This is a genomic window from Arthrobacter agilis (assembly GCF_006494655.1).
Classification (GTDB): Bacteria; Actinomycetota; Actinomycetes; order Actinomycetales; family Micrococcaceae; genus Arthrobacter_D; species Arthrobacter_D agilis.
Genome location: NZ_VHIM01000001.1, coordinates 459,108 through 484,786 on the forward strand (window position 1 = coordinate 459,108; position 25,679 = coordinate 484,786).

At 69.0% G+C, this 25,679-nt stretch carries 19 protein-coding genes and 1 pseudogene; 8 read left to right on the forward strand and 12 right to left on the reverse strand.

What is annotated here, in order from left to right:
• Positions 1 to 80: 80 nt before the first annotated feature.
• A pseudogene (locus FJV46_RS15480) lies at positions 81 to 233 on the forward strand (helix-turn-helix domain-containing protein); the annotation flags it as partial.
• A 1,153-nt stretch (positions 234 to 1,386) separates the two neighbouring features.
• On the opposite strand, the gene FJV46_RS02050 reads toward FJV46_RS15480, so the two are convergent.
• The 9 genes from FJV46_RS02050 to FJV46_RS02090 form a co-directional block, all read right to left on the reverse strand.
• Positions 1,387 to 2,121 carry a glutamine amidotransferase gene (locus FJV46_RS02050; RefSeq protein ID WP_087031432.1) on the reverse strand — a complete coding sequence of 245 codons (735 nt, stop codon included), beginning with the start codon at positions 2,119 to 2,121 and terminating at the stop codon, positions 1,387 to 1,389.
• Positions 2,122 to 2,238: 117 nt separating this feature from the next.
• Positions 2,239 to 4,575, reverse strand: coding sequence for an alpha-xylosidase (gene yicI / locus FJV46_RS02055; protein WP_087031435.1), 2,337 nt, complete (start codon positions 4,573 to 4,575; stop codon positions 2,239 to 2,241).
• Between the two features lie 2 nt (positions 4,576 to 4,577).
• Positions 4,578 to 5,486 carry a carbohydrate ABC transporter permease gene (locus FJV46_RS02060; protein WP_087031438.1) on the reverse strand — a complete coding sequence of 303 codons (909 nt, stop codon included), beginning with the start codon at positions 5,484 to 5,486 and terminating at the stop codon, positions 4,578 to 4,580.
• Positions 5,486 to 6,445, reverse strand: coding sequence for a carbohydrate ABC transporter permease (locus FJV46_RS02065; protein ID WP_087031442.1), 960 nt, complete (start codon positions 6,443 to 6,445; stop codon positions 5,486 to 5,488). Before FJV46_RS02065 ends, FJV46_RS02060 begins: the two co-directional genes overlap by 1 nt.
• Before the next feature lie 106 nt (positions 6,446 to 6,551).
• Positions 6,552 to 7,853: an ABC transporter substrate-binding protein gene (locus FJV46_RS02070; protein ID WP_087031445.1), complete on the reverse strand. Its 1,302-nt coding sequence runs from the start codon at positions 7,851 to 7,853 to the stop codon at positions 6,552 to 6,554.
• Positions 7,854 to 7,968: 115 nt separating this feature from the next.
• Positions 7,969 to 9,069, reverse strand: coding sequence for a LacI family DNA-binding transcriptional regulator (locus FJV46_RS02075; RefSeq protein WP_087031448.1), 1,101 nt, complete (start codon positions 9,067 to 9,069; stop codon positions 7,969 to 7,971).
• Positions 9,070 to 9,277: 208 nt separating this feature from the next.
• On the reverse strand, positions 9,278 to 10,489 hold the full coding sequence (locus FJV46_RS02080) for a zinc-dependent alcohol dehydrogenase (protein WP_087031451.1): 1,212 nt from the start codon (positions 10,487 to 10,489) through the stop codon (positions 9,278 to 9,280).
• Between the two features lie 227 nt (positions 10,490 to 10,716).
• On the reverse strand, positions 10,717 to 12,642 hold the full coding sequence (locus tag FJV46_RS02085) for an MFS transporter (protein WP_126130554.1): 1,926 nt from the start codon (positions 12,640 to 12,642) through the stop codon (positions 10,717 to 10,719).
• Positions 12,642 to 13,184: a MarR family winged helix-turn-helix transcriptional regulator gene (locus FJV46_RS02090; protein ID WP_087031454.1), complete on the reverse strand. Its 543-nt coding sequence runs from the start codon at positions 13,182 to 13,184 to the stop codon at positions 12,642 to 12,644. The genes FJV46_RS02085 and FJV46_RS02090 overlap by 1 nt, the downstream gene beginning before the upstream one ends.
• 257 nt (positions 13,185 to 13,441) lie before the next feature.
• Here FJV46_RS02090 and FJV46_RS02095 point away from each other — a divergent pair, with 257 nt between their 5' ends.
• From FJV46_RS02095 to FJV46_RS02105, 3 genes are all read left to right on the forward strand, one after another.
• A complete protein-coding gene (locus FJV46_RS02095) occupies positions 13,442 to 15,844 on the forward strand; it encodes an FdhF/YdeP family oxidoreductase (RefSeq protein WP_087031457.1) in 2,403 nt (800 codons plus the stop codon).
• Between the two features lie 91 nt (positions 15,845 to 15,935).
• Positions 15,936 to 17,240: an MFS transporter gene (locus FJV46_RS02100; protein WP_087031459.1), complete on the forward strand. Its 1,305-nt coding sequence runs from the start codon at positions 15,936 to 15,938 to the stop codon at positions 17,238 to 17,240.
• 120 nt (positions 17,241 to 17,360) lie between these two features.
• Positions 17,361 to 17,642, forward strand: coding sequence for a hypothetical protein (locus FJV46_RS02105; RefSeq protein ID WP_087031462.1), 282 nt, complete (start codon positions 17,361 to 17,363; stop codon positions 17,640 to 17,642).
• Positions 17,643 to 17,660: 18 nt separating this feature from the next.
• Here the strand turns inward: FJV46_RS02105 and FJV46_RS02110 are convergent, their stop codons facing one another.
• Positions 17,661 to 17,975, reverse strand: a complete 315-nt coding sequence (locus FJV46_RS02110) for a DUF6457 domain-containing protein (protein ID WP_087031464.1) — start codon at positions 17,973 to 17,975, stop codon at positions 17,661 to 17,663.
• A 258-nt stretch (positions 17,976 to 18,233) separates the two neighbouring features.
• Between FJV46_RS02110 and FJV46_RS02115 the strand changes: the two genes are divergently transcribed.
• Positions 18,234 to 20,141, forward strand: a complete 1,908-nt coding sequence (locus FJV46_RS02115; RefSeq protein ID WP_087031467.1) for a pectate lyase-like domain-containing protein — start codon at positions 18,234 to 18,236, stop codon at positions 20,139 to 20,141.
• A 153-nt stretch (positions 20,142 to 20,294) separates the two neighbouring features.
• Here FJV46_RS02115 and FJV46_RS02120 read toward each other — a convergent pair whose 3' ends face one another.
• Together FJV46_RS02120 and FJV46_RS02125 are read right to left on the reverse strand one after the other, a co-directional pair.
• A complete protein-coding gene (locus tag FJV46_RS02120) occupies positions 20,295 to 21,275 on the reverse strand; it encodes a LacI family DNA-binding transcriptional regulator (RefSeq protein WP_087031470.1) in 981 nt (326 codons plus the stop codon).
• 36 nt (positions 21,276 to 21,311) lie between these two features.
• Entirely contained in the window at positions 21,312 to 22,346 is a 1,035-nt protein-coding gene (locus FJV46_RS02125) for an AraC family transcriptional regulator (protein WP_087031982.1), read from the reverse strand.
• A gap of 69 nt (positions 22,347 to 22,415) precedes the next feature.
• Between FJV46_RS02125 and FJV46_RS02130 the strand changes: the two genes are divergently transcribed.
• The 3 genes from FJV46_RS02130 to FJV46_RS02140 are packed head-to-tail and all read left to right on the forward strand — an operon-like array spanning position 22,416 to position 25,662.
• The gene (locus tag FJV46_RS02130; RefSeq protein WP_087031473.1) at positions 22,416 to 23,930 is read left to right on the forward strand and encodes a flavin-containing monooxygenase; all 1,515 of its coding nucleotides are present in this window, start codon (positions 22,416 to 22,418) and stop codon (positions 23,928 to 23,930) included.
• Complete coding sequence (locus FJV46_RS02135; protein ID WP_232008585.1) at positions 23,927 to 24,778, forward strand: SDR family NAD(P)-dependent oxidoreductase; 852 nt, start codon at positions 23,927 to 23,929, stop codon at positions 24,776 to 24,778. Before FJV46_RS02130 ends, FJV46_RS02135 begins: the two co-directional genes overlap by 4 nt.
• Positions 24,775 to 25,662, forward strand: a complete 888-nt coding sequence (locus tag FJV46_RS02140; RefSeq protein ID WP_197715709.1) for an alpha/beta fold hydrolase — start codon at positions 24,775 to 24,777, stop codon at positions 25,660 to 25,662. Before FJV46_RS02135 ends, FJV46_RS02140 begins: the two co-directional genes overlap by 4 nt.
• The last annotated feature ends 17 nt before the right edge of the window (positions 25,663 to 25,679 follow it).

Below are 25,679 nucleotides of genomic sequence, written 5' to 3' on the forward strand. Positions count from 1 at the left end.
GGCAACCGGTCGAACTCCCCTCGCGGAGCTTGTCACCGGAATCTGCCGGGGGGGGACTGTGAATCATGAGGTTCGGAGACATGCTGCGCCGTGCGCGCACCGCGAAGGGCCTGACACAGGCGGAACTCGGAGCCGACGCGTACTCCACGCACTTCATCTCGCTCCTGGAGCGAGGCCAACGACAGCCCACCCCGGACATGGTCCGTCACTTCTCCGCGCGCCTCGGCATGGACGTGCAGACCCTGAACTGGTGGGTCGAGCCGCCGTCGGCCGATGATCAGCCCGCGCTGACGGAGGCCATGTTCGCGGCCAACTACGCACGGGACATGCAGGACGACGCCCTCGCGGCATCGGAGGCCGAGTACGCCGCGAGCCTCGCCTTCGAGCAGCGGAACGGGCCCGCGTGGTGGGACATGTCGATGCTGCAGGCCCAGTCGCTGATCGCCCGCCGTCGCCTCGAGGAGGCGGAAGCTGTGCTCCTGCGCATGGATTCGTCGTCCCTGATGGTCGCCTCACCGGGGCTGAAGTCCGTCGTCCTCGGTCGGCTGTCCACGATCGCGCGGAGTACGGGCCGGCTTCAGGAAGCGATCGAGCTGGCCCGGGAGGCGGTGGCAGCGGCGGAGAGCCTGCCGAAGCCCTCGTCGGCCCGGCTGCAGGCCGGCTTCATCCTCATTGCGGCCCTCAGTCTCAGCGGCGCCCTCGACGACGCGTGGGAGACAGCCACGGCTCTCGACCTCCAGGAGGACGCACCGTCCGTCCCGTCGCTCCTGCTCGCCCGCGGGGCCTGGGCGATCGGCAACGTCGCCTTCCGTCGCGGAGACACGGACACCGGGCGTGCGCACCATGCGCTGGCGTCGAAGCTGCTCCTCCCGCAGGCCGATTTGGAAGCGTGGGCGGCGTTCCACCGCGCAAGTGCTCTGCACCAGATGCATGCTGGTCTATCGGACGACGTCGTGTCGCAGTCGCTCAAGAAGGCGGACCGCGGCTTCGCCATCGTCGGGACGGATGTCCAGCGGCTCGAGCTCACCCTGGCTCAGGCGAAGTTCGCTGTCCTGACGCTCGAGCTGGTCGTCGCGGGCGAACTGCTGGGGCTGGTCGGCGCGCAACGGGATGCGCTCGATTTCGAGTCGCTGACCGATCTGGAAGTGTGCATGGGCCAGTACTACCTCGCCCTGGAATCTCCCCGCCAGGCAGCGCATCATCTGGCCGAAGCCGCCCGCCTGTACTCCGAGGCGGGCGCGGACGGGCAGGACCGCCTGCCGAACCCGATCCGCCTCGATCGGTACCGGGGTGGGCCGCAGCACGGACGGGTGGCCGCCGTCCCGGTAGGGGTCATTGAACACCATGGCGGCGCCGGCGTACACGGGTGCACCAGGCACCGGCGGGTCAGCTCCGGGCGTACCGGGCCACGAAAGCCCGCAGGATGGCCTCGGGCTGGTCGACGGTCGTCGCGCGGGCACGCGCCATGTACTCGTCGGCCTGCTCGGGCGGGAAGTAGCCGGCGTGGCGGTACGTGCTGATCCGCCCCACGAGCGCCTCGACGTCGAGTTCGGGGTGGAACTGCGTGGCGTAGACGTTCTGCCCCACGCGGAACATCTGCACCGGACACGTGGCGGAGGAGGCCAGCAGGACGGCGGAGGGCGGCAGCGCGGCACACGCCTCCTTGTGCCCCACGTAGGCGGCGAACGACGGCGGCAGCCCGGCCAGCAGCGGATCGACTGCGCCGTCGTCGGTCAGCGTGACCTCGACGGCGCCGATCGGCTCGGCATAGGTGGTGTCGACGACCGCACCCTGGTGCCGGCCGAGCGTCCCGACGCCGTAGCACGCCCCGAAGAACGGGAAGTCCTCGGGCACCACGCGGTCCAGCAGCCCACCGAGCTCGTGCTCCACCCGCACCTGCACGTCGCTCTTCGACTCCTCCGGATCCGACGAGTTGAAGGGACTCCCCCCGAGGAAGATACCCGAGTAGTCCGCGAGCTCCAGCTCGGGCATCGGCCCGGACTCGAGGCGGATGCGCCGGAGCTCGCCCTCCGCGAGCCCGCCGTACCGGAGGAAGCTGCGGTACTCCGCATCGGCGGCGAAGTCCTCGGCACGGGTGGCCAGGAGAAGGAAGGGTTTCACCCCTCGATGCTACTGGCCGCCCGCGCGAGGCCGGCGCGGGCGCCCGGCGGGAGGTCGGGCGCGCGGGGTGACGTCGGGCGCCCGACGCGAAATCGGGCGCCCGTATCGAAGGGACTCCTAGGTCAGCTCCGCGGTCCCGTCGTCGGATGCGACCTCCGCACCCCCGGCCAGGCGCGCCCGGAAGGCCACACCCGACGGACCCGAGACCCGATACCCGTTCCCGGACCGTGCCACCCGGAACTCCCCCGAGGATCCGCCCGGCGTCGTCACGCGCACCACCGCGCCGTCGGCCGCACCCGGGTAGACCGTGACGAGGGGGTCCTCCAGGTAGTCGTAGTCGGGCCGGTCGGACGTGCTGCCCGTGACGAGCACCGCACCCTCCCGCACCCAGAGGGGCAGCGAGTCGAAGCCGTGCACCTCGCGTCGCCAGCCGCCGCCGTCCACCACCTCGCCCGTGAGCAGTTGCGTCCACCGGCCCGCCGGGAGGTAGTACTCCACCACGCCGTCGGCCGAGAAGACCGGCGCGACGAGGAGATCGGCACCCAGCAGGTACTGGCGGTCCAAATGGGCGACAGCGGGATCCGCGGGGAACGCGAGCTGCATCGGCCGCATGAACGGAGTGCCGCGCGTATGCGCTTCGAGCCCGACCGCGTACAGGTACGGCATGAGGGACAGCTTGAGGCGCGCGAAGGTCCTCGTGACGTCCACGGCACTCTGGCCCGCAGGCTCCTCACCGGTGTCGAAGGCCCATGGCACCCGATAGCTCGTGGAGCCGTGCAGGCGGGAGTGGCTGGAGAGCAGCCCGAACGCCAGCCAGCGCTTGAACACGGCCGGGTCCGGCGAGCCCTCGAACCCGCCGATGTCATGGCTCCAGTACCCGAAGCCGCTCAGCGCGAGCGAGAGCCCGCCGCGCAGGGTCTCCGCCATCGATTCGAAGGAGGACGAGTTGTCGCCGCCCCAGTGCACGGGCATCTGCTGGCCTCCGGCGGTCGCGGACCGCGCGAACAGGACGGCCTCGCCGGGCCCGCGGACTTCCTCGAGGACGTCGAACACCGCCCGGTTGTACAGCTGCGGGTAGAGGTTGTGCATGGTGGCGTCCGGCGTGCCGTCGTGCCAGCGCACGCCGAGCGGTATGCGCTCCCCGAAGTCCGTCTTGATGGCATCCACGCCCTGCCCGAGCAGCGTGCGGATCTTGTCCTGGAACCAGGCCGTGGCCTCCGGGTTGGTGAAGTCCACCAGCCCCATGCCTGCCTGCCACAGATCCCACTGCCACACCGTGCCGTCGTGGCGCCGGACCAGATAGCCTGCGCGTGCGGCCTCGTCGAAGAGACCCGAGCGCTGGCCGATGTACGGGTTGATCCATGCGCTGACGCGCAGGCCGCGATCATGGAGCCGCGCGAGCATGCCCTCGGGGTCCGGGAACACCCGGGCGTCCCATTCGAAGTCCGACCAGTTGAACTCGCGCATCCAGAAGCAGTCGAAGTGGAAGACGCTCAGCGGCAGCTCGCGCTCTGCCATGCCGTCCACGAAATGGGAGACCGTCTGCTCGTCATAGTCGGTGGTGAAGCTCGTGGACAGCCACAGGCCGTAGGACCACGCCGGTACCTGCGCCGGCCGGCCCGTGAGGCGCGTGTACCGCTCGAGGATGTCCGCCGGCGTCGGCCCGTGGATCACGAAGTACTCGAGCGTCTCGCCGGGTACCGAGAACTGGACGCGCTCCACGGTCTCGGACCCCACCTCGAAGGACACGTGCTCGGGGTGGTTCACGAACACGCCGTACCCCCGGTTGGTCAGGTAGAACGGGATGTTCTTGTAGGACTGCTCGCTGGAGGTGCCGCCGTCGGCGTTCCAGATGTCCACCGTCTGCCCGTTCTTCACGAACGGACCGAAGCGCTCCCCCAGCCCGTACACCAGTTCGCCGACGCCCAGCGAGAGCTGGGAGTGCAGGTAGGACGACGACGGCGCCCGGCCGGTCTCCGTGACACCCGTGACCCCCGCCGGCTCGGTGGTGACGGGCGCGTCGGGTGCGAGCCCCATGCGTCCCACCGACTTGTGGCCGCTCGAGGTGAGCGTGCGGCCGCCGGCCTCGAAGGTGAGGTTCCAGGGCGCCCCGCGCGTGATCCGTGCGGTGAGGGACCCGGCGGTCAGGACGCCGCCGTCGTCGTCCGCGGTGGCCGTGGTGCTCGTACTCTCCTCCGCACCGACGAGGTCGAACCCGCGGTGCGGGGTGTCGCCGCGGTGGTTCTCGATGCGGACGCCGATCACGCCCTCCAGCGGACTGCTCAGGGTGACGGTCAGCAGCGCGCGGTTGAGGGTGTCGCCCCGCCGCTCGATGACCTTGGTCGGCGCGGAGACCACCAGGCTGCTGCCCACCGCCTCCACGTCGTAGGCCTCCTGCGCGTACTGCGCGTCGACGCCGGGGCGGACATGCCAGAATCCGTCGGTGAATTTCATGGTTACTTGACTGCTCCTGCCGTGATGCCCCGGGTGAGGGTGCGCTGGAAGATGAGGAAGAAGATGAGCGTGGGGAGGAGCCCGAGGAGGGCGGAGGCGCTCGTGGTCGTGACGTCCATGAGGCGGTCGCCCTGGAGGACGGTGATGGCCACGGGGACGGTCTGGTTGTCGTTGCCCACGAGGAACGTCAGCGGGATCAGGAACTCGTTCCACGTCCAGATGAAGAAGAAGATGAGCAGCACGCTCAGCGTGGGCCTGGAGATCGGGAACACCACGCGCCAGAGGATCTGCCAGCGGTTCGCGCCGTCGAGGGATGCGGCCTCCAGCAGTTCCTTCGGGAACGTTCCGTACACCGAGGCGAGCAGGTAGGTACCGAAGGCGCTCTGGATGACCGTGAAGATGATGATCACCGCCCACACGTTGTCGTAGAGGCCCACCGCGCGGAACATGAAGTACAGCGGGTACAGCAGCACCTCCTGCGGCAGCATGTTCGCGAGCAGGATCAGCAGCACCAGCCAGGTACGGCCGCGCACCCGCCCGATCCCGAGGGCGAAGGCGTTGAACATCGAGATCCCGACGGCGAGTACAGCCACCACCGAACTGATGAAGAAGCTGTTCCAGAGCTTCTGGGGGAAGTCGACTCGCTCCCAGAACGCCGTGATGCCGTCGAAGTAGAGCGACGACGGGAGGGAGAGCGGCCCGCCGGTCGCATAGTCCGTGGGCGATTTGAACGAGTTGGCGAGGATGAGCAGGAACGGGACCGCGATGAGCAGCCCGATCAGGACGGCGATCCCGAGGATCAGCCAGTCACCTGCCGTCTTCCGGGCCCGACCGCCGCGCGGTCGCTTCCTGGGCGGTTCCTTCAGGGCCTCGCGGGCGGTGCTCCCGGCAGGGGTGTCGGTGATGGCCATCAGCGTGCCTCCTCACTGCGCTCGAGCCTCGTCTGCACGAGGACGAAGATGATGCTGACGACGGCGATGACCGCCGTGAGCGCGGTCGCGATGGTCGCTCCGTAGCCCACCTGCTGGGACTGGAAGAACTCGCTGTAGGCGTAGTAGGCCGGGACTATCGTCGAGGTGCCCGGACCGCCGCCGGTCAGCGCGTAGACGGGCCCGAAGACCTTGAGCGCGGCGATGGCGCGGGTCAGGGTGACCACGAAGATCTCCGGGCGGATGATGCTCACGGTGATCGCGCGGAACCGCTGGAACCAGTTGGCGCCGTCGAGCTCCGCCGCTTCGTAGAGCTCGGGATCGACACGCTGCAGGGCCGCCATGAAGATGACCACCGGGTACCCGAGCTGCACCCAGACCATGATGACCATGATGCTGGGCAGGGCCGTGTCCGGGCTGCCCAGCCAGTTCCCCTGCAGCCCGCCGAGTCCGACGGCGGCGAGCACCTGGTTGAGCGCCCCGTTCTCGGGCCGGAGGATCCAGCCGATCACGATCGCCGCGATGACACCGGGCAGGATCTGCGGGAGGTAGTAGGTGGCGCGGAGGAAGCTCGCCATGCGGCCGCCGAACTTGCGGCCGATCAGGTCGAAGAGCATCGCGGCGAGCACCAGGCCCACCACGGTGGGTACCACCACCATCGCGATGATCATGGCGACGGAGTTCCGGAAGGAGGTCCAGAACGTGGTGTCCCCGAACAGTTCCACCCAGTTGTCGAGGCCGATGAACTCCGGCGGCCTGATGCCCCGGTAGGAGGTGAAGGTCAGGTAGACGTTCCACAGGAGCGGGACGACGATGATGAGCGTGAGCAGGGCGAGGCCGGGCAGCAGGTACAACCAGAACGCGTTGCGGCTGGAGCCGGGGATCAGGCTGGTGGGGACGGAACGCCGGGCGCGCTCCTTCGACCGGGTTGCGATCGCCATGGGCGTGCACCTTCCATAAGTGGCTGGTCGGGTGGATGGACGGGTGGATGATCGGCCGAGCGTGCCGCCGGGCCGAGCCCGGTCCGGCGGCACGTTCGGGGTGGGGCTAGCCGACGATGTCGTCGACGCCGCTCTGGTACTGCTCGCCCACCTGCTCCTGGAACTCGGCGGGCGTCGTCGTCCCGTTCAGGAGTTCCTGCAAGCCGGCATTCAGCTCGTCGTAGAACGTGGGCGTGGGCCAGTCCGGGTAGAAGGCGATGCCGTCCTTCTCGGTGAGCTCATTGAAGTTGGCGATCAGTTCCGAGCTCTTCTCGTCGGTGATGTCCGCCGGATCGGCCGCGACCGGGACGCCGCCGTTGTTGCCGATCAGGTTCTGGATCTCGGGACGCATGGTGATGTCGATGAACTCGTAGGCCAGCTCCTTGTTGGCCGCCTTCTCCGGGACCACCCACATGTTGCCCGCAGATCCGGGCGCCAGTTCGGCCTCGGGGAAGAGGAAGGTACCCCATTCGAAGTCGGTGATCTCGGTGGTGAACCGGTTGTGCCACCAGCTGCCCGAGAAGAAGATCGGGTTGGTCCCGTTGATGAACGCGGTCCCCGCGTCCTCCGCCGTCGAGCCCGTGGCGTTGGTCGAGATGTAGCCCTTGTCCGTCCAGTCCTTCACGGTCTCCGTGGCGAACGAGACCTCCTCGCCCTGCCAGTCGACGGGGTTGCTGTACAGCTGGTAGTCCTCGACCCATCCGCGATCCGCCTGGGTCAGCGCGAGCTGGTACCAGAGCTGGCCGAGCGGGTACTCGGCGGCCGATTCCGCCAGGGGTGTCACGCCGTCGTCGGTGAACGCCTGCAGCACGTCCTCGAACTCGTCGAGCGTGGTCGGGACCTCGAGGCCCGCCTCGGCGAACATGTCCTCGTTGTAGTACACCTCGACGAACTCGCCGTAGTTCGGGACCCCGAACCAGCTTCCCGAGCCCATGATCCCGCGCTCGTCGTACCGGGCGGTGGTCTGCAGCGACGGCGCGAGCTTGTCGTCCCAGCCGTACTCGTCGACGGCGTCGTCCATGTTGGTCAGCAGGCCCTGGCTGGACAGCAGCCCCGCGGTGGCGTTGCCCTTGTTGTACTCCAGGAGGTCGGGCGCCTCGTTGGAGTTGAGTACCTGGCTCGCGGTGGAGCGGATCTGTTCGAAGCTGCGCTCCTCGAACTCGACCGTTGCTCCGGTCTCCTCCTCGAAGACCCGGATGGCCTCCTCCCAGGCGATGCCCATGGCACTGGTCTCGCTCTCGAAGTGCCAGAGCTTGAGGGTGTCCCCCTCACCCCCGGCCGCCTCGTCGGAGCCGGAGCCCGAACATCCGGACAGGGCGAGTGCTGCTGCGGTGACGGCTGCACCGAGGATCAGTCTGCTTCTCTTCATGGCCTACTCCCTTGTAGTGGTCGCCAGCGGTCACTGGCGAATATCGAAACGTTTCGACTGCGGGCTGTGCTACCGCGCGTCGGGATGGTGCTGGTGGAGGGACAGGAGTCCGGCGCTAGGAGCCCGGACGGGGTGCCGCGACCGAACCGTGGTCGCGGTATTTCGGCGCGACGAGCTCGACGCGCGGTTCGACGGTGCCGTCGAGCTGCTGGACAGCCAGTTCGACGGCGCGGACACAGGAATCCACCGGGATCAGCGGAATGGAATCGAGGGCGGGTGTGAAGGAGGAGGTGTCGAAGGTCGGCACGCCGGCGATCACGGAGAGATCCGCGGGGATGGAGAGTCCGCGGTGCGCAATCTCCTCGAGGATGACCTTGTGCACGCCCTCCTCCGCGTGGACCACGATGCCGGTCGGTGCATGCGCGCTACCGGGAGCACCGTTGTGAACACCGCCGGTCGCCCCGCGGTGAACACTGTCGGTCGCCGCGCCCTCAGCACCGCCGGGAGCCCCGTCGAGGACACCGCCGAGCGCGGCGCGGATCTGGGGTGAATCCTTCTCCACCATGGTGAAGACGGCAGGGACACCCCGCTCCGCGGCCCGGGCCAGGAAGCCGTCCCGGAACCGCATGGGGAAGTTGGAGCCACGCTCGTAGACCGCCCGGGGATGCCCGAGCAGCGCGAGCGAGGTATGGCCCGCATCCACGAGGCGGTCGACGGCCAGCGCTGCAGCGGCCTCGAAATCGAGGTCCACGCAGACGAGTCCCTCGGCATTGCCCGGTACGCCGATGAGTGCCGCGGGAACCCCGAGCGAGCGGACCAGGTCCGCGCGCTCGTCGTTCACGGAGACGTCGAGGACGATGATGCCGTCCACGAGCCGGCTCGAGGACACCCGGCGGAGGCCGCCCGTCGCCTCGTCCTCCGTCAGCAGGAGCACGTCGTAGTCGTGGGCGCGCGCCGCGGTGACGACGGCGAGGACGAAGGCCATGTGCGCGGGGGCGTAGGTGTCGTTCCGCAGCGGAGCGGTGAGCGCGAAGATCCGGGTCCGCGTCCCGCCGAGCATGCGGCCGGCGGCGTTCGGCATGTAGTCGAGCTCGCGCACCGCCTCGTCGATGCGCAGGCGCGTCTTCTCCCCGATGGGTCGCTTCCCGCTCAGGGCGTAGGAGACGGTGCTGATGGACACACCGGCGACGCGTGCTACGTCGTGGATGTTCGCCATGCTGACTCCGATGTCTGCGGGAAGGACGGGCTGGTGCCGGTGCGGCTCGACATCGTCTAAACGTTTCGACGACCGGTCCTCTGTACGCTACGTCACATCCGGCAGGTCGACAAGGGGTTTGTGGTGGCGGAGGACAAACCCGCCGATCCACACCGCAGCACGAAGGCCACCGGGACATCCCGATGGCCTCCGTGGAGCAGCGCCAGGGTCACCCCGTGGTCAGGACGGTCTTGAGCCATCCCTCCTCGCGGCGGTCGAACGTGAGGTACGCGTCCACAACATCGGTGATGGGCTCGTGCTGCGTGATGAACCGGGTGGGATCGAAGACGCCCGAGGCGACGAGGTCCAGGAGCGGCGGCGTCACCGAGCGGTGATCGCAGTTGCCCATCCGGATGGTGAGGTTCTTGTTCATCGCCTGACCGATCGGGTAGGACATCATGGCCGGGCTGTAGACGCCGATGATGCCGATGCGCCCGTACTTCCTGACGGTCTCGATGCTCCACTGCGACACCTGCGACGGAGCATTGCCCGGCACCCAGTTCTCGCCCTGGATGTTCGTGGTCGGAGCCACCTGCGCGACCTCCTGTGCGAACTCGTCCGCCTGCTGCTCGCTGTCCGCCGCTGCCGGGCCGGACGCGGGGCGCTGGGCATCGACGCCGACGGCATCGATGACGGCGTCGACGCCGATCCCGAGCGTGGCCTCCATGATGGCCTGGACCGGGTCCTCGCGATTGAAGTTGATGACCTCGGCGTTCTGGTCGAGGGCGAGGACCAGCCGGGTGTCGATCCCGTCGACCGCGAAGACGCGCGAGGCGCCCTGGCGGAACGCGGAGGCGATGGCGAACTGACCCACGGGCCCGGCTCCGTAGACGGCCACGGTGTCACCGCGCTGCACACCGGCCAGCTGGGCGCCGAACCACGCGGTCGGGAAGATGTCCGAGAGGAGGATGGCCTGCTCGTCACTGACGTTGTCCGGCAGGGCCGTCAGGGTGTTCGACGCCCACGGGATGCGCGCGTACTCGGCCTGGAGCCCGTCGACGGGCCCCGTGGTGGTGGGCCCCCCGAAGAAGCACGTTCCTGCCTGCGGGCCGTTCGGATTGGCCGTGTCGCACTGCGCGGTGTGCCCTGCCCGGCACTGCCAGCAGACGCCGCAGGACATCGTGGAGGAGATGACGACCCGGTCTCCGGGTGCGAATCGCCGGACGGCCGACCCCACCTCCGTCACCTCCCCGACAGCCTCGTGACCGAGGATGGTGCCTTCCTTCATGCCTGCCATCGTGCCGCGGATGAAGTGCAGGTCGGTCCCGCAGATGGCGCTGCGGGTGATCCGCACGATCGCGTCGTTCGGATCGAGGATCGAGGGGTCGTCGACGGTGTCGAGGCGGATATCGCCTTCGCCGTGCCATACGAGTGCTTTCACGCGATGTACTCCTTCACTGTCCACGACCCGGGGCCGTGGGAGGGGCTTCGGTCGGTCGATCGGTGTCCACGCTAGGAGTCGTGACGGAGGCCGACAACCTCCGGGTGCGCCGCAGGCGGAGCTTGTGCGGCAGCGCACCGTGGCCTACGGGAGTCGCCTTCCGCCTGGGTGAAGAACGCAGACAGGCCACCGGGTGACCGGTGGCCTGTCTGCTCGGTGCGGAGGATCTAGCGGTCCGCTCCTGCCCGGCTCGCGAGGTCGATGTCGAGCTCGGACAGCTCCTGCGTCACGCGCTCGATGTCGGACTTCAGGATGGACACCGGACCAGCACTGTGCCTTCCGCGGGAGGGCTGCACCGCGACGACATCGGACTCGTCCTCGCTACGGGTTCCGCTCCCCCGTCCGGCATCCGCGGCGTCGTCGGGACCGGACGTCCCGCCGTCCTGCGCCTCGTTCCTCGCCGTGAGCGTGGCGCCCTCGGACGTCTCGGCGGTCCCTCCGGCGACGGCGGGCATCCCGCCCGTGGCGGCGGGTGACAGCGACGCCGCCGGCCCCGCGGGAGCGGCCTGGGCGAAGTCGACCGTGCGACGCAGCGCCGTCTCCTTGATGAAGAGCACGCACACCAGGCCCAGCACGGCGATGACGGCGGTGATGGTGAAGATGAGGGCCGTGCTGTCACCGTAGGCGGCACGCACGATGTCCGCGATCGGCGCCGGCAGGTCCACGAGGTCCAGGCTTCCGCCCGCCGCCCCACCGGTGGTCGGGATACCGGCCGCAGCCAGGCCCTCGGTGGTCTTGTTCGAGACCTGGGTCCCGAGGATGGCACCCAGGACGGCGACACCCGCAGCACCGCCCATGGAGCGGAAGAACGCGACCGACGCACTGGCGGAGCCGATGTCCTTCACGGCGACGGTGTTCTGGACGGCAAGCACCAGGTTCTGCAGCATGAGGCCGAGTCCCAGTCCGAAGACGAAGGTGTAGATGCCCACGAGCCAGAGTTCGGTCAGGTGGTCGATGGTGCCCGCGAGGCCGAGGCCGGCGATGAGGAAGAGCGACCCTGCGACGAGGTAGCGCTTCCACTTGCCGAACCGGGTGACGAGCAGACCGGCCCCGATGGAGCCCAGCAGGTTGCCCGCGATCATCGGGAGGGTCAGCAGGCCCGCCTCGGTGGGCGTGGCGCCGCGTGCCACCTGGTAGTACTGGCCGAGGTAGCTCGAGCTGGCGAACAGGGCGATGCCGACGGCGATCGAGGCGATGATCGCCAGGGCCGTGGTGCGCTGGGAGATGATCTTGAGGGGGATGATCGGCTCGGCGACCTTCGACTCGACCACCAGCAGGAGTGCGAGGAGGATGACGCTGCCGCCCACCATGAGGGCGCTCTCACGTGAGAACCATGCGTAGTAGCCCTCCTTGCCCGCGAACGAGACCCAGATGAGGAGCAGGCTCACGCCGGCCGTCAGGAGGATGGAGCCGAGCCAGTCGATCCGCGCCTTGCGGCGTGTGTCGGGGAGCTTCAGGGTGAGCTGCAGGAGCACGAGCGCGATGATCGCCAGGGGGACGCAGACGAAGAAGGTCCAGCGCCAGCCGAGCGGCGAGTCGACGATGAATCCGCCGAGGAGCGGTCCACCCGCCGTCGCGACGGCCATGACACCGCCCATGTAGCCGGAGTACCGGCCGCGCTCACGCGGCGCGATGATGGTGCCGATGATCGCCTGCGCGAGCGCGGTGAGGCCGCCCATCGCGACACCCTGGATCACGCGGGCCGTCAGCAGCAGCGGGATGGTCTGCGCGAAGCCCGCGAGCACCGACCCCAGGACGAAGATCACGATGCTGACCTGCACCAGCATCTTCTTGTCGAACAGGTCGGCGAACTTGCCCCAGATGGGGGTGGTGGCCGCGTTGGCGAGCAGTGCCGCGGTGATGACCCAGGCGAAGTCCGTCTGGGAACCGTTGAGGTCGCTCATGATGGTGGGCAGGGCGTTCGCGACGATGGTGCTGCTGAGGATCGCAGTGAACAGACCCGCCAGCAGGCCCGTGAGCGCCTGCAGGATCTGCTTGTGGCTCATGGGCTCGCTCGTGGAGTGGTGGGAGGGCTTCGCAGAGGGCTCCTCTGCGGCCTCCGAAATCCTTGGCTTGGTGGATTGGCTGGCCATCAACGTTCTTCCTTCATGATCTGGGACGCAGGGTCCGAGTGGTGACGGCCGTCGTTGCCCGTGCTGTGGGTACTGCTGGTGCTGTGCGCCTGTGCGGTGTGTGCCGCTGCCGTCCGGAACGCCTCGGTCAGGTGCTGGACGGAGGACGACGCCGCCTCCGCCTCGCTCTCCGTCCAGTCGGACAGGATCTCCCGCAGGGTCTCGGCCCGCCGCTCGTAGGTCTCCGCGAGGTACCGCTCACCGGCGTCCGAGAGCGAGAGCAGGCAGGCCCTGCCGTCCATGGGATCCGCCGAGCGGACCACGAACCCGAACTGCTCGAGGTCCGCCAATTGGCGGCTGAGGGCGGAGGGGCCGATGCCGAGCTTGCCGGCCAGGGCCGAGGCCCGCATCGGGGCCCCCTCCCCGATGAAGAAGAGCACCCCCGTGTGGGCGGGGCCCAGGTCGGAGTACTTCATCCCCGCCGCAGTGACCCCCCGGAGGGCCCGCTGCAGATCGAAGATGTGGTGCACCAGCTCTGCAGCGGTGTGCTGCGCTACTGACATCAGGGACTCCCGGTTCGAATAGTTCGTTGCTCTAAGTAACTGTAGACCTGTCGTTTCGTTAGGTCAACTAAGTAAAACCGTCCCGCCCATTGTGCTCGTCGGGAGGTTCAGCGCGTCAAACAGGGGTCTCTCCTCACGCGAGGCTTGCAGCAGACGCAACTCCCCTGTAGGCCTGATACACGAAGCTGATACCCGAGGCAGATGGATCATCTGCCGACGAAGCGGCCGCACCCGGGCCATGGAAGAGGACGTTCGCCATGAAACGCAAGCAACCCCGTGTCGAGGAAGCCGACGAGAAGGACCTCAAGGTCGAGGACCACCCGAAGGACTGGGCGGCCGGCATCCCTGGCGTCTACTACTCCATGAAACCCGCCGTCGAGCACATGGGTGTGGAGCGGACTGCCAGGACCGTCCTCAAGATGAACCAGAAGGACGGCTTCGACTGCCCGAGCTGCGCCTGGCCCGATCCGCACAAGCGCAAGACCTTCGAGTTCTGCGAGAACGGCGCCAAGGCTGTCACCTGGGAAGCGGCGCCGGTGATCATCGAGTCCGATTTCTGGGCGGAGCACTCCATCTCCGAGCTCCGCCAGCGCTCGGAGTACTGGCTGGGGATGCAGGGGCGGCTCACGGAACCCCTCTACAAACCCGCCGGCGAAGACCACTACCGGCCGGTGAGCTGGGACGAGGCCTTCGGGATCGTCGGGGACAAGCTGAAGAGCCTGGACTCCCCCGATGAAGCCGCCTTCTACACCAGCGGGCGCTCCTCCAACGAGGCCGCGTTCCTGTACCAGCTGTTCGCCCGCGGCTACGGCACCAACAACCTGCCCGACTGCTCGAACATGTGCCACGAGTCCTCCGGCTGGGCCATGGGCCAGACCATCGGGATCGGCAAGGCGACCGTCACCTTCGACGACTACGCGGACGCGGACCTGATCATCATCATGGGGCAGAACCCGGGCACCAACCACCCGCGCATGCTCACCGAGCTGGAGGCGTGCAAGGAGACCGGCGGCCAGATCGTGGCCGTGAACCCGCTCCCCGAGGCAGGCCTCAAGCGGTACAAGAACCCGCAGAAGGTGCGCGGCGTCGCCGGCAAGGGCATCGAGATAGCGGACCAGTTCATCCAGGTGCGGCTCGGCGGGGACATGGCGCTGCTGCAGGGCGTGTCCAAGCGTGTCTTCGAGGCCGAGGCCAGGAACCCCGGCACCGTGCTGGACCAGGCATTCCTCGACGAGTACTGCGAGGGGCTCGACGAACTCCGGGACTACCTCCTGACGCTCGACGAGGACACGATCCTCGAGGCCACCGGGCTGCGGTCCGAGGAGATCGACGAACTCGCGGCCCGCTACATCGCCGCGGACAAGGTGATCATCACCTGGGCCATGGGCATCACCCAGCAGAAGAAGGGCGTCGCGACCATCAAGGAGATGATCAACCTCCTGCTCCTTCGCGGCAACATGGGCAAGCGGGGCGCCGGAGCCTCCCCCATCCGCGGACACAGCAACGTGCAGGGAGACCGGACCATGGGGATCTGGGAGCAGATGCCTCCCACGTTCATGGACGCACTCGGCAAGGAGTTCGGGTTCGAACCGCCGCGCGAGCACGGCGCCGACTCCGTGGAGACCATCCGGCGCATGCGCGACGGCGAGGTCAAGGCCTTCGTGGCCCTCGGCGGGAACCTGGTCTCGGCCATCTCCGACACCCAGGTGGCGGAGAAGGCGTTCGAGAATACCGACCTGACCGTGCAGATCTCCATCAAGCTCAACCGCTCGCACCTCGTGACCGGCAAGGAAGCCCTGATCCTGCCTTGCAAGGGCCGCACCGAGATCGATCGCCAGGCCACCGGCGTGCAGTTCGTCTCGGTCGAGGACACCGTCTGCGCCGTCCACCCCTCGTGGGGCAGCGTGGAACCCGTGTCCGAGAATCTCCTGTCCGAGGTCGCGATCATCAGCCGGCTGGCACGCGCCACCATCGACGGGAAGATCGACGCCGACTGGGAGGCCTTCGAGCACGACTACGATCTCATCCGCGAGCACATCTCCCGGGTGGTCGAGGGTTGCGACGACTACAACAGGAAGATCCGCCAGGAGGGCGGGTTCATCCTGCCCAACGGGCCGCGTGACTCGCGCACCTTCCACACCCCCACGGGCAAGGCGGTGCTGACCGTCAACGACCTCGAGTACCTGGTACGCCCGGAGGGCACCCTGATCCTGCAGTCGCTGCGCTCGCACGATCAGTGGAACACCACCATCTACGGCTTCAACGATCGCTATCGCGGCGTGAAGAAGGGCCGGCACGTGGTGTTCATCAACCCCAAGGACATCATCGAGCTGGGCCTGGAGGACGGCCAGAACGTGGACATCCACGGGGTGTACGACGACGGCGTGGACCGCGTCCTCCGCGCCTTCCGTGTGGTCTCGTACCCGACGGCCCGTGGGTGCGCGGCGTCCTACTACCCGGAGGCGAATGTCCTGGTGCCGCTCGAGCAGGTGGCCCAGGGCAGCAACACCCCTACCTCGAAGCAGATCATCGTCCGTTTCGAGCCGAGCACGCACACGGCACCGTCGCAGCACGATTCCGCGGCGGTGGCGCAGCAGCCCGAGCCCGACGGCTTCCCGGAGCGGACGCCCGCCGGGGATCGGGAGGGGATCAACGCCTGACCGGCCGCTGAAACGCGTGGACCCGGGCCGTGGCCGGGAGCAGCAGCGCGGATAGACTGCTCCGATCACGGCGACCAGGAGGGACACGCGGATGCGGCAGCAGGACCAGCACGCGGACCGGCGGCAGGCAGACCCGGGCCCGGCGGGTCCGGGGGCCGACCTCGTGCAGCGTCACGTGGTCCGGGTCCTCGTCGTCGCCCAGATCCTCGGCGGACTCGGAGCCGGCGCCACGCTCTCACTCGGTGCCCTGCTCGCAGCGGAGACCTCCGGCTCCAGCGCCTGGTCCGGCATGGCGGCGACCATGGCCACCCTGGGCGCGGCTGCCGCAGCCGTACCACTGGCCGGTCTCGCGCAGCGCAGGGGCAGGCGCGTCTCCCTCGCCACGGGCTCCGTCGTCGCCTGCTGTGGGGCGCTGCTCGCCATCACCGCGGCCTCCCTCTCACTGTTCCCGCTCCTGCTCGTCGCCCTGGTGCTGCTGGGCTCCGGATCGGCGACGGGACTCCAGGCGCGCTTCGCGGCAACGGACCTCGCCACCGAGGGGACCCGCGGGCGGAGCCTCTCCCTCGTGGTGTGGTCGACCACCATCGGAGCAGTACTCGGCCCCAATCTCTTCGAGCCGGGCCAGGTGGTCGCGGGCTACCTCGGCATCCCGGCACTGAGCGGGGGCTTCGTGTTCACCGCCGTCGCGCAGGTCGCGGCGGCCCTCGTGTATTCGCTGGGGCTGAGGCCCGACCCCCTCCTGACGGCACTGCAGCGCCAGGCAGCCGCTCTCCCCGACGACGCCCGGCCGCCGGGTGGGCGCCGTGGCCTCACGATCCTCGCCGGCAATCCGAGCGCCCGGTTCGCCGTCGCGACCCTCATGGTCAGCCACGCGGCGATGGTGTCCCTGATGTCCATGACGCCCGTGCACCTGCACGATCACGGGGCTGGATTGTCCGTGGTGGGACTGACGATCAGCCTGCACGTGGCCGGCATGTACGCGCTGTCGCCCGTGTTCGGGTGGATCGCCGACCGCGCGGGCAAGCTCCGGGGGATCCTCCTCGGGCAGATCTTCCTCCTGGCTGCGCTGCTGATAGCGTGGCAGGGCTCGGAGTCGGAGGCCTTCGTAACCCTGAGCCTGATCCTGCTCGGCCTCGGCTGGTCCGCGAGTGTGGTCTCCGCCTCGACACTGCTCGCCGGCGCCGTCGATGTCGGCGAGCGCGCACCGGTCCAGGGCACGTCCGATCTGCTGATGAACCTGGCCGGTGCCGTCGGAGGTGCACTCGCGGGTCCGGCACTCGTCCTGATGGGCTATTCGGGCCTGGGCCTCGCGGCGGCCGTGCTCGTCGCCGTCCTGCTCGCCTGGACGCTCACCCGGCCCACGAGCACCCGGACGACGGAAGCCGCCGCAGCCTGAGCCCGCACGACGGCCCGACTTCCGTCCGGGTCCACGGAGGAACCGGCATCCGTACGGTACTGTCGATCTCGCCTCAAGCAGCGGGGCAATCAGGTGATCAGTACGCGAATGAGGCAGTACATGAGTGACGACAGCAGGTTGGACCCGGGCAAGGACTTCCCCGAGGACCTGACGACCATCGACCGGGATGACCTGGACATCCTGAACAGCAGGAACCACCGTTCACGGGACAGCCAGTACATCCTCGACGGCGGGAGCGATGCCGAGACCGAGGGCCGCCACCACGACCTGCGGGAAGAACTGGACCGTCGGCAGGCACTGCGCGACGCCCCCTCGGCTGCAGGAGATGCGGCGGACGATGCGGCAGAGGCCGATTCCCACCGCGAGGTCCGCGAGGGCTGACGCCGCGGATGCCCGGCGCTACTGCGCCGTGCCGGTCCAGCCCTCTTCCTCCTGGGTTTCCTCGTCCTTCCGGATGATCGTCAGGACTGTCTTGACAGCCTTCTCGACGGCTGCGCTCGCTTCCTCCCGGCCATCCGTGGTCACCGAGCCCGCCGCATAACCGATCATGAAGGCGCTGATCGCACCCGCGTGCTGGGTCAGGTGCTGCGAGGAGCGCTCGGCGACTTCGACGATCCGCGGGTGGTCCACCTCGAGGTCGAGGACCTGCAGGGCCTGTGCCAGCGTCCGGCTCCACTCGCTGAGTGTGCGCTCTTCGTCGTCGGGGGTTGCCATCGTGTCTCCTCGGGTCGGGGCGGTCGGGACGCGTTCCGCGCTGCCCGTCGGTACCCGGCAACGCTCCCACAAGCTCTACCACCGGCCACAGGGATGTTCAATGGAGGGCTTCCACGGGCTCGCTTTTGGTGTTCCTTGACTTCGGGCCGGTCCGGGGATGTACTTCTTTCCGGCGGGTGACACGATTCACTACGTCACCGCCGCACCCTCAGGAGAATCACCCGGCAGGACCACCTCGACGGAGAGGAACCGTTCAGCATGACAATCCCCCGCCCCACCAGGACCGGACGCACCCGGCTGGCAGCGCTGCTCGGAGCCTCGGTGCTCCTGGCCACCAGCACGGGAGCACCGGCCATGGCTTCCCCACCCCTCGCCCTCGCCCAGGCACCGGCGCAGGCCGTTCCGGTCGCAGCGAAGAAGGCACCGCCGGCGTCGTCGCCCGACTTCGGGCCCAACGTGACCGTGTTCGATCCGAGCATGCCGGTCAGTGAGATCCAGGCGACCGTGGACGCCGTCAACGCCCGCCAGATCGACAACGAGATGGGCACGGAACGCCAGGCACTCCTGTTCCTGCCCGGCACGTACGGCACCGACGCGCAGCCCCTGCAGTTCAAGGTGGGCTACTACACCGAGGTCGCAGGACTCGGCGCCTCACCCTCGGATGTGACCATCAACGGCAAGATCGAGGTCTACAACCGCTGCCTCGAGGACAACGGCACGAGCAACTGCATCGCGCTCAACAACTTCTGGCGGACGCTCTCCAACCTCACGCTGCAGGTCAACGGCGCGGGCCAGGACGGCTGCCGGGCGACCGCGAATTTCTGGGCCGTCTCGCAGGCCGTCTCCCTGCGGCGCGTGAACGTCACGGGCGGCACCCTCTCGCTCATGGACTACTGCACCGCCGGACCTCAGTTCGCGAGCGGTGGCTACCTCGCCGATTCGAAGGCCGGCGACGTCGTCAACGGATCCCAGCAGCAGTGGCTCACACGCAACGCGGAGATCGGCAGCTGGTCCAACGGCGTCTGGAACGCCGTGTTCTCGGGAACCGAGGGAGCCCCGACCGACGAGGCGTTCCCCGACCCGCCCTACACGACACTCGACGAGACCCCGGTCAGCCGCGAGAAGCCGTACCTCTTCACAGACAGCGCAGGGACCTACAGCGTGCGGGTACCGTTCGCACAGGTGAACTCCCGCGGCATCTCCTGGGGTGAGGGCCCGACCGCCGGCCGTACCATCCCCCTGTCCGAGTTCTTCGTGGCCCGCCCCGGGGATTCCGTGCAGGCCATCAACAACGCCCTCGCCCGCGGCAAGCACCTCCTGCTCACACCGGGGGTGTACGACATCGCCGACACCATCCGGGTGAAGCGGGCGGACACCGTGGTCCTCGGCCTCGGGCATGCCACCCTGACTGCCGTGGACGGTGCCGTGCCGATGCGCGTCGCCGACGTACCCGGCGTCGTGATCGCCGGCGTCACGATCGACGGCGGGACGGTCAACTCGCCCGTCCTGCTGCAGGTCGGGACGAAGAACGGCAACAACGGCTCGAAGAAGAACGACCCGGCCAACCCGACGACGCTCAGCGACGTCTACTTCCGCATCGGCGGTCCGCACGTGGGGAAGGCCGATGTCAGCCTGGAGATCAACAGTGACAACGTCCTGATCGACCACATCTGGGTGTGGCGCGCCGACCACGGCAACGAGGGTTCCTTCGGCTGGGACGTCAGCACGGGCCGCAACGGAGTGATCGTGAACGGCGACGACGTCACCGCGACAGGCCTCTTCGTGGAGCACTACCAGGAGTACAACGTCATCTGGAACGGCGAGCGCGGCCGTACGGTCTTCTTCCAGAACGAGCTCCCCTACGACCCGCCCAACCAGGCGGCATGGCAGCACGACGGCGTCCTCGGCTGGGCCGGCTACAAGGTGGCCGACGACGTCGAGCAGCACACGCTGTGGGGCGGCGGCTCGTACATCTTCACCAATGTGGACCCCACCATCCACGCCACCCGCGGGTTCGAGGTGCCGGACACGCCCGGCGTGGTACTGAATCACGTCCTCACCGTCAATCTCGGTGCCGGGACGATCGACCACGTGGTCAACGACACCGGTGCTCCGGTGAGCAACGCGAACACCGGCATACCGAGCTACCTGGTGCGCTACCCGTAGTCCTGGGAAGCCGTCGGTGACTGAACGGGAGGGTCGAGGCCACGAAGGCCCCGACCCTCCCTGCTGCGCGCGGCAGGCGGACGGTGTCACCCCTGTGGCGGTGCAGCCGGATCGGCTTGGCCGCCTGTGTGTCCCCGCATATCGGACAGCGCCTCAGGCCGAATCGCGCTCCACGACGTGCAAGCCGTGCCCCGGATGCACGGGTTTGTCCTCCGCCCCGTCGAGATCTGCCAGCACGAGGGCCGCGAGATAGCGCGCCTGCACCTCGATGGATTGCGAGACCGTCGTCAGCGCCGGTGCCGCCAGCCTGGCCGCGGGGACGTCGTCGACCCCGATCACCGCGCAGCCCTCGGGGCAGGACAGCCCCTCCGCCCGGAGCCCTGCCAGGACCGCGAGCGCGACGTCGTCGTTGTAGGCGGCAACACCGGTGACCTCCTGCCCGCGCCAGGCTCGTACGGCAACCGCAGCGGCGTCGACGTCGAGCCCGACCGGACGGACGACGGGCTCGGGAAGGCCGAGCTCCGTGCAGGCCCGCCGTACGCCGAGGAGGCGGTCGCGGGCGAAGACCTCGAGCCGGGAGTCGGTAGGCCAGGCGTACCCGATCCTGCCGCGCCGGCGGCCAAGGTGCCCTGCCTGCAGTCCGCCGATCCGCAGCTGACTCTCCGAGGGCAGGGCGGGATCGGGCTGGTCGTCCTCGCCGAGCGTCCCGAGTACCTGGATGCCCGCCTGCCGCATGGCCAGCAGATCGTGATCGGCGAAGGGCGCGAACCCGATGACGGCACGGGGTGTGACGGTCCGCCAGAGATCGGTGAGTGACCGCGCACCGCGCCCGTGATGCACCAGGACGGACAGGCCACGGCCCGAGAGTTCGTCGGCCAGCTCGTCCAGCAGCGTCTCGATGACGGGCCCCACGGGCCAGTCCGGCAGGATGCACAGCACCAGATCGCTCCGCCCGGTCCGCAGGGCCCGGGCAGCGGCCGACGGCGCGTACCCCAGCCGCACGGCGGTCTCGCGGACCCGGCGGCGCGTCTCCTCCGAGATGTTCACGCCGTCGCGTCCGGTCAGCACGTAGCTGACCGTGGTGCGTGAGACACCGCTCTCGCGGGCCACATCGGCGCTCGTGATCCCTGCCACCGCTCCCCCTCACCGGCCCACGTCCTTGCTGCCAGTCTAGGTGGGACCCTGCAACGCCTCCGCGCCGCCCGCGCCTCCTGCCCGCACCCCGCTCGGCGTCGTGCCGTACCAGCGGCGGACACACCGCGTGAGCGCCGACTGCTCGGACAGCCCCACGAGCCCCGCGACCTGCTGCAGCGGCAGGTCCGTGCGGGTGAGCAATCGGAGTGCGGCGTCCCGGCGGGCGTCGTCGAGCAGGCTCTCGAACGTGAGCCCCTCCGCGGCGAGCCGTCGCTGCAGCGTCCGGGCGTGCATGCCGAGGAGGCGGGCAGCGGAGCCGATACGCGGCGGTGATGTCCCGAGCATGCGATCGATCGCCGTCCGCACCTGCGGCGCGACCACACGCCCCGGCTCCGGGAAGTGTGTGTGGAGGTAGTCGAGGGCGATCTCGCGCAGGGTGTCGTCGACGCCGGCGAGCGGGCGGTCGAGGAGGCTCCGCGGCACCCGGAGCAGCGAGGTGGGCTGCCCGAAGCGCACCTCGGCGCCGAAGAATTCGGTGTACCGGGAGGCGGGCGCCTTGGGCAGGTGCGAGAGGTGGACCGAGTGGAGCCCGTACGGGCCGTCGAGGAGGAAGTGGATCATGCGGTGCGAGAAGGCGAGGATCGCATCGGTGGCCTGGCGCGGTGGCGTCCCGTCGGAGGACCCGTAGCAGAGGCCGACGTCGCCCGCGCGGCCCTCCGGGTCCGCCACGATGGTGAAGCGCAGCACTGGACTGTGGAGGAACAGGAACTGCGACGCGCACTCGAGGGCGGCCCCGACGGTCGGCGAGTTCTGGACGGCGACGGCGAGCGGGCCGAGGATGCCGATGTCCTGATACTCGGAGATGCGGAGCCCCAGATCGGGACACGGCAGGGTCCGAGCCGCTCCCTCGAGGAGTCGTGCCATCGCGATGTCGGAGACGAGGACGTCGTCGCCGTCGAGCGCGTCGAGCGGCACCCTGAAGCGGGCGGCGAGTGCTTCGGCGTCACCCCCCAACTGCTCGACGACGTCGCGGAAGCCGCGCATGCCGGCGGATCGGATGACGGAGCCCATGTCGTCCAAGGGTAAATACCTGTCGCCGCAAGTCAAGCGGCGCATGGTGCCAGACGGAATGATGGAGGGATGGACACAGCACTCGAGCACCTCGACGTCGTCATCGTCGGCGCAGGCCTCTCCGGCATCGGCGCCGCCTACCGCGTCTCCACAGGCCTCCCCGGCAAGAGCTTCGCCGTCCTCGAGGCGCGCAGCGCCATCGGCGGCACCTGGGATCTCTTCCGCTACCCCGGCGTCCGATCCGACAGTGACATGTTCACGCTCGGGTACCCCTTCCGCCCGTGGACCGAGGCCAAGGCGATCGCCGACGGGTCGTCCATCCTCTCCTACATCCGCGACACCGCCGACGACCCCCGCATCCGCGAGCGCATCCGCTTCCGCACCAAGCTGATCAGTGCCGCGTGGTCCTCGGAGGACGCCCGCTGGACCCTCGAGCTGGAGGTGACGGACGACGTCGGCGCCACCGAGCGCCGCCGGCTCACCTGCGGCTTCCTCTATCTCTGCAGCGGCTACTACGACTACGACCGCGGGTACGAGCCCTCCTTCCCCGGCATCGAGTCCTTCACGGGTGAGATCGTCCGCCCGCAGTTCTGGCCCGAGGAGCTGGACTACGCGGGGAAGAGGGTCGTGGTGATCGGCAGTGGCGCCACCGCCGTCACCCTCGTCCCCTCCATGGCGAAGGAGGCCGGACATGTGACGATGCTGCAGCGCTCCCCCACCTACGTCACGGCGGTCCCGAGCCGCGACAAGTTCTCCGACGCCGTCCGCCGCCGCCTCCCCGCAGGAGCGGCCCACCACGTGGCCCGCGCCAAGAACGTCCTGTTCACCCAGGCCTTCTACCAGCTCTGCCGGCGCCGGCCCGAGTTGGCCAAGAAGCTCATCCGCACCCAGACCGAGCGGATCCTCGGCGACGAGGCGTCGGTCCGGGAGAACTTCACCCCGGCATACAACCCCTGGGACCAGCGGCTCTGCGTCGCACCGAGCGCCGACCTCTTCAAGGCCCTCAAATCCGGCGCGGCATCCGTGGTCACGGACACCATCGACACCTTCACCCCGACCGGCATCCGCCTCGCATCGGGGCAGGAACTCGAGGCCGACGTCGTCGTCACCGCCACCGGCCTCTCGATGCTGCCGCTCGGCGGCGCGACGTTCACTGTGGACGGCAGGGAGGTGAACCTCGGCGATTCGTGGGTGTACCGCGGGCTGATGGTCAGCGGCGTACCCAACCTCGCGCTGTGCGTCGGCTACACCAACGCCTCCTGGACGCTGCGGGCCGATCTCAGCTCGCGCTACGTCTGCCGCCTCATCCGCTACCTGGACCGGCACGGCCACCGCTACGCCGCCCCGGCGGTCGACGGCGACATGACCGCACGTCCCATCCTCGACCTGACCTCCGGGTACGTGCAGCGCGCCGTCTCCGCCTTCCCGAAGCAGGGCGACCGCCAGCCGTGGATCATGCGGCAGAACTATCTGCTCGACGCCCCGACGGCCCTGCGCGGCAGCCTCTCGAAGAACATGGTGTTCGATACCCCCGTCCCATCCAGCGACACCCCCGCACCCGACCTCCAGGAGATCCACGCGTGAGCATCCAGCCCTTCCAGTTCACCGGCGCCACCGCCGTCGTCACCGGAGCTGCGGGAGGCATGGGCGAGCACCTCGCGCGCGGCCTCGCCGAACGCGGCAGCACGGTGCTGCTCGTCGATCGTGACGCGGAGAAGCTCGACGCCGTCGCCTCCTCCATCCGGTCCACCTACCCGGGCAGCCGGGTGACCACCTTCGTCGCGGATCTTGCTGAACGGGACGCCGTCGAGACTCTGGCCGCCGATCTGCTCCAGGCGACCGAGCGCATCGACCTGCTGATCAACAACGCGGGAGTGGCCCTGGCCGGTCGCTTCGACCAGATCAGCATGGCCGACTTCGACTGGGTGCTGGCCATCAACTTCCACGCGCCCGTCCTCCTGACCCACCACCTGCTGCCGCGGATCACGCCGGGCGGCCACATCGTCAACGTCTCGAGCCTGTTCGGCCTGGTGGGACCCGCGGGCCAGACCGCCTACTCCTCCAGCAAGTTCGCGCTCCGCGGCTTCACGGAAGCGCTCCGCAACGAGCTGCTGCCGCGCGGCATCGGCATCACCTCGGTGCACCCGGGCGGCATCCGGACCGGCATCGCGCTGAACGCGCGGATCGGCGGAAACCTCAGCGACGTCGACGTGAAAAAGGCCAAGGACGAGTTCAACAAGCTCCTCACCTTCCCCGCGGACAAGGCCGCGGAGCTCATGCTCGAGGCCGTCAAGGCCCGGAAGCCCCGCCTGCTGATCGGCCTCAGCGCGAAGATCCCCGACGTCGTGGCCCGCGTCGCACCCATGTCCTTCGGCACCCTCGAGCGCCGCGCCACGAAGCTCGCCCGGCTCGCCCGGAAGGTCCGCCGGTGAGTGGGGCCGAGGTGGAGCGGCCCGCGGCGCACGACGACGGCATGCTGGTGGTCGACGGCGTGCGGGTCCGCTACCGCGACACGGGTGCGAGGACCAGGCCGCCCGTGCTGCTGATCCACGGCATCGGACGCAGCCTGGAGGACTGGGAAGGGCTCTACGGGCGGCTGGCAACGGATCACCGCGTCATCAGCGTGGACCTGCCCGGATTCGGGCTGTCGGAGCGGACCGAGGGGCGCTACTCGATGGAGTCGATGGCCCGCTTCGTCATCGCGGCCCTCGATACCCTCGGCGAGCACCGGCCGCTGCACGTGGTGGGCAATTCGCTCGGCGGGGCCGTCGCCATGAAGATCAGCGCCCTCGAACCGGCGCGCGTGCGGAGCCTCGTGCTCGTGAACAGCGCCGGCTTCGGCAAGGAAGTGACCATCGCGCTGCGGCTGCTCGCGATCGGCCCGCTCGGCAGGCGCCTCATGAAGGACAAGTCCCGCAAGGCCGCGTACCGCACCGAGCGCGCCCTGTTCTACGACAAGAAGTACGTCACCGAGGAGCGCCTCGACCACGCCCAGCAGGTCGGCGGCAACCCGGTGCACGACGACGTCCTGCTCGCCGTCGCCCGGCATCTCGGCACGTTCCGCGGAGTGCGCCGCCGCTGGCGCACCGGGCTGCTGCGCACCGTCGCTGCGCAGCACAAGCCCACGCTCGTGGTGTGGGGGGACGAGGACCGCGTGCTGCCGGCCTCCCATCTCGACCACGCCCGGAAGGTCTTCCCGCACGCCGAGTTCCACCTGTTCGAACGCTGCGGGCACATGCCGCAGATCGAACGGGAGGAGGAGTTCGACGCCCTGGTACGGGACTTCGTAGGACGGGTCGAGGCGGAGCCGAGCTAGGAGCTGCTGCTCCATCG

Coding starts and splice junctions, on each gene's coding strand:
- yicI (WP_087031435.1), bottom strand. CDS start 4,575: ATGAAATTCACCGACGGATTCTGGCATGTCCGCCCCGGCGTCGACGCG.
- FJV46_RS02060 (WP_087031438.1), bottom strand. CDS start 5,486: ATGGCCATCACCGACACCCCTGCCGGGAGCACCGCCCGCGAGGCCCTG.
- FJV46_RS02065 (WP_087031442.1), bottom strand. CDS start 6,445: ATGGCGATCGCAACCCGGTCGAAGGAGCGCGCCCGGCGTTCCGTCCCC.
- FJV46_RS02070 (WP_087031445.1), bottom strand. CDS start 7,853: ATGAAGAGAAGCAGACTGATCCTCGGTGCAGCCGTCACCGCAGCAGCA.
- FJV46_RS02075 (WP_087031448.1), bottom strand. CDS start 9,069: ATGGCGAACATCCACGACGTAGCACGCGTCGCCGGTGTGTCCATCAGC.
- FJV46_RS02085 (WP_126130554.1), bottom strand. CDS start 12,642: ATGGCCAGCCAATCCACCAAGCCAAGGATTTCGGAGGCCGCAGAGGAG.
- FJV46_RS02090 (WP_087031454.1), bottom strand. CDS start 13,184: ATGTCAGTAGCGCAGCACACCGCTGCAGAGCTGGTGCACCACATCTTC.
- FJV46_RS02095 (WP_087031457.1), top strand. CDS start 13,442: ATGAAACGCAAGCAACCCCGTGTCGAGGAAGCCGACGAGAAGGACCTC.
- FJV46_RS02100 (WP_087031459.1), top strand. CDS start 15,936: ATGCGGCAGCAGGACCAGCACGCGGACCGGCGGCAGGCAGACCCGGGC.
- FJV46_RS02105 (WP_087031462.1), top strand. CDS start 17,361: ATGAGTGACGACAGCAGGTTGGACCCGGGCAAGGACTTCCCCGAGGAC.
- FJV46_RS02110 (WP_087031464.1), bottom strand. CDS start 17,975: ATGGCAACCCCCGACGACGAAGAGCGCACACTCAGCGAGTGGAGCCGG.
- FJV46_RS02115 (WP_087031467.1), top strand. CDS start 18,234: ATGACAATCCCCCGCCCCACCAGGACCGGACGCACCCGGCTGGCAGCG.
- FJV46_RS02125 (WP_087031982.1), bottom strand. CDS start 22,346: ATGGGCTCCGTCATCCGATCCGCCGGCATGCGCGGCTTCCGCGACGTC.
- FJV46_RS02130 (WP_087031473.1), top strand. CDS start 22,416: ATGGACACAGCACTCGAGCACCTCGACGTCGTCATCGTCGGCGCAGGC.